4 protein-coding genes are annotated in these 3,647 nt (G+C 31.8%); 2 read left to right on the forward strand and 2 right to left on the reverse strand.

Annotated features, from left to right (window positions below; translation table 11 throughout):
- Positions 1–89 precede the first annotated feature (89 nt).
- Positions 90–1,124, forward strand: a complete 1,035-nt coding sequence (locus EZH24_RS08675; RefSeq protein WP_137998771.1) for an NADH:flavin oxidoreductase/NADH oxidase — start codon at positions 90–92, stop codon at positions 1,122–1,124.
- A 291-nt stretch (positions 1,125–1,415) separates the two neighbouring features.
- Here EZH24_RS08675 and EZH24_RS08680 read toward each other — a convergent pair whose 3' ends face one another.
- Positions 1,416–1,895: a GNAT family N-acetyltransferase gene (locus EZH24_RS08680; RefSeq protein WP_137998772.1), complete on the reverse strand. Its 480-nt coding sequence runs from the start codon at positions 1,893–1,895 to the stop codon at positions 1,416–1,418.
- 185 nt (positions 1,896–2,080) lie between these two features.
- Between EZH24_RS08680 and EZH24_RS08685 the strand changes: the two genes are divergently transcribed.
- Complete coding sequence (locus EZH24_RS08685; RefSeq protein ID WP_137998773.1) at positions 2,081–3,118, forward strand: hypothetical protein; 1,038 nt, start codon at positions 2,081–2,083, stop codon at positions 3,116–3,118.
- A 27-nt stretch (positions 3,119–3,145) separates the two neighbouring features.
- Here EZH24_RS08685 and EZH24_RS08690 read toward each other — a convergent pair.
- Positions 3,146–3,647 (reverse strand): 3-dehydroquinate synthase family protein (locus EZH24_RS08690; protein WP_137998774.1); only part of this gene is annotated, 502 nt, incomplete at its 5' end.

Below are 3,647 nucleotides of genomic sequence, written 5' to 3' on the forward strand. Positions count from 1 at the left end.
AATTATTGTATATTTTTTATATACTATTATTGTATATTTTTTATATACTTGTTTTATATAATTTTATTTAATAATTAAGAGGAATAAAAATGAAACCTGAAAAAAGCAATTTATTTACGCCTTTAAAAATAGGGAATCTTGAAATCAAAAATCGTATAGTAATGCCGCCTATGTGTATGTATAGCGCGGAAGACGGATTCGTAAACGATTGGCATATTCAACATTATACGACAAGAGCGATTGGCGGAGTCGGATTAATCATTGTCGAAGCTACGGGAGTTTTACCTTATGTAAGTTCGATAACCGATAACGATTTGGCTATATGGGACGACAAATATATTGACGGTTTAAGCAAGCTTGTTCAAGCCGTTCATAATTGCGAAGCAAAAATTGGAATACAGATTAATCATGCGGGTAGAAAATGCGAGTCCGTTAAAATCGATAAAATATACGCTCCAAGCCCGATAGCTTTTAACGATAAATATAGAACTCCAGTCGAAATGACGAAAGAAGATATAAAAGAAACGGTTGACGCTTTTGCGGACGCTTTCAAAAGAGCGGTTAAAGTTGGATTCGATTTAATAGAAATTCATGCGGCGCATGGTTATTTGATTTCGGAATTTTTATCTCCGTTATCAAACAAAAGAACGGACGAATACGGAAAAAATAGAGTAAAAATATTGGAAGAAGTTTTAAGAAAAGGAAGAGAAGCCGTAGGAAAAGACTTCCCAATTCAAATAAGAATTTCATCTTACGATTGGAGAGAAGGCGGAAACACGGTTAAAGATTTTGCCGAAATGTTAAAGCCTCTCGAAAACGAAAAATTATTCGATTCGATAAATGTAAGCACGGGGGCGGTAACGGCGGACGGAAAAATAATTCCTTACGAAGGCTATCAAATACCTTTCGCAAGAGAGTTAAAACAATATATGAACGTTCCTTGTATCGGAGGCGGACTTTTAAGCGACTCTAAAATGGCTAATATGATTGTAAGAAACGGAGCGGCTGACGCGGTTTATATTGGAAGAGAGCTTTTGAGAAATCCTTATTGGGCTTTGCAGTCGGCAAGAACTTTGGGAATAGATATTCCATTTCCTAAACAATACGAACAGGCTAAAAGGTAATACCTTTGTCATTACGAGTATTTTTAATGCGAAGTAATCCAAAATTAATGAAATTTTATTTTAAAATTTAGTTTTATTAATAGCGGATTGCTTCGGGCGTTGCCCTCGCAATGACAAATTCATACCTGTAGTTGCGAACAACTAAAACTAAAAGGAAGAGAAGCAATCCCCAAATAAAAAATAAATAATTAAAAAAATAACGGATGAAGTATTAACCTCGTCCGTTTTCAAGAGCGAATTAAAAATTATATTTATTAACGCAAAGGTATTTTAAACTAAAATAAACATTATTCAAAGTTGTTTTGTAAAAATTATTCCATCGCAATAGCTTCCGTCTTTTAATCTGTATCCGTTTTCTATTCTGCCCGCTTCCGTCATATTTAGAGAACGATATAACTTCAAAGCGCTTTCGTTTATCGAAACCACGCCGTTATATTGCAAAATCTTAAAACCATATTCTTTGCATCTCTTAAAAGAATCGAGAACTAATTTTCGTCCTACTCCATGCCCTCTCGCGTCCGCTCTCACGCCGTAAGAAGTATTGCAAATATGCGAGCGTCTGCCGTAGCCGTTCGGATGCAAAACATAAAACCCCAATATTTTATCTTCTTCGCATGCGCATATAACTGCCAATTCTTTTGCAAAAAATTCTCTTGCGTCTCCAAGTTTCAAAGGTTCTTCTTCGGGAAATGCAATAGCCGAATCGACTATTTCGTTCCAAATTTCCGTAATTTGTTCTATATCTTTATCTTCGTATTGGCGAATTATCATAACAATTTCTCCTTCATTTGAATTGAATAAATCTAATTTAATTTATTATAAAGCATATATTCGATTTGTCAAAATTTGACTATTTTTTTAATTATTGTATAATTTTTTAATCATTAATCAATAAGGAATTAAATAATGAAAAATAAAATAATTATATCTATTTTTATAATATTATTATCTATAAGTTGTCGCAAATCCAACGATATAACGGGGGGGGGGGGGGTGATAATGGAGGAAACAATGGCGGTAATAACGGAGAAAATAATAACGAAAATATAAGATTCACAAAAGATAATTTTGAAACACCTCAAACAAACACTCAAGCTGCAAAAGATTTTTTAGTAAAATTTAACGAGATAAAACAAAAATATCCCAAAGCCGAATTAATGTTATATTATAGAAAATCAAACATTACATCCGATAGCGGTTATAGTATATATTATTTTGACGATAATGCCAATATAACAAATATCTATGTAAATGGACAAGGCAATAAAAAAACTAATAGTATATTCTGGGGTATGCTTCCAGATAATCCTCAAATTGCATGCTATTATTATAAGCAAAATAATGGAGATTATGGAACTGACCACTCTTTAATGTATGAAAACGGATTAATTAAAAATAAAAGCCGTATTTTTAATAACAGAGGACATTATGCAGATACAAATATAGTGGATAAATCGAGAGATGCGATGTTCAAATCAGCAGTAACTTCTGGTTATGATTATAAAACTCCAAATACTTCAACGACTACGAATGAAAATGAAATTTATAAAAATAATGTAAAGAATAAAATTATTGAAAAAAAAGAGGTTATGAATACATATACTTTTTTAGATAACGGAGATATAAGCGTAAAAACAAGCGAAGGCAAATATTATACTTTACATTTTTGGGGAGCCGAAAGCTCCGAAAAAGGAATATATTATGTGAAGGTTAATTTACAAGACATATTCGGAAATATAGCTCCAAACGAATCAACCTATTTTTATTACGGTTATAGTTTTGAAGAAAGTAGCAGCGATAAAAGTCTTTCTGAATTAAGAGAATATTGGCAGCATTATCGTAATTATTGCGGAGCATTTACAAATTGGTATGAAAAGTATTTTGACGGAAACGGAAAACCAAAAGACAAGATAGATTGGGCTACAATGCCTCTTCAAACTACGAATATATGGCATTGGAAAGAAGAAAGAATACTTTTAATGACGAACAAATAAAAGTTATTATCTATCTTTGATAACATTTTACACTTTCGATATTATGCTATATATATCGACTTTTTCCACTACGGGTTTTCCAATATCTTCCAAAAATACGAAATTAATTTTTTCGTTGTTTCTCTTTTTATCCAATTTTATAGCTTCTTTTAAATCTATATTTTCGGGAATATTAATCGGAAGTCCAATATTCGACAAAATATTTTTAGCTCGCTCCAAAATATATGCATTTTTAGTTATTCCCAATTTTATTCCGTATTCTATAGCAAAAATCATTCCGATTGCCACAGCCTCGCCATGAAGCAAAGTTCCGTAGCCCGCCGCATTTTCTATACTATGTCCAATCGTATGTCCAAAATTAAGAAACATTCTCTCTTTTTCTTCTTTATAATCGATTTGAACGATATGAGATTTCAATTCGCAATTTCTTTGAAGGACAAAATCAATATCTAATTTTTCATCTTTATTATTTTCTTTATTGTTATAATAATTTTCTATAACTTCGAGTAATTTTTTATAACTTCGAGTA

The sequence above is a fragment of the Brachyspira catarrhinii genome (genome assembly GCF_005518285.1).
GTDB classification, from domain to species: domain Bacteria; phylum Spirochaetota; class Brachyspiria; order Brachyspirales; family Brachyspiraceae; genus Brachyspira; species Brachyspira catarrhinii.

What these genes read in the sequence shown, in the direction of transcription:
- EZH24_RS08675 (WP_137998771.1), top strand. Translation starts at nt 90, where the DNA reads ATGAAACCTGAAAAAAGCAATTTATTTACGCCTTTAAAAATAGGGAAT.
- EZH24_RS08680 (WP_137998772.1), bottom strand. Translation starts at nt 1,895, where the DNA reads ATGATAATTCGCCAATACGAAGATAAAGATATAGAACAAATTACGGAA.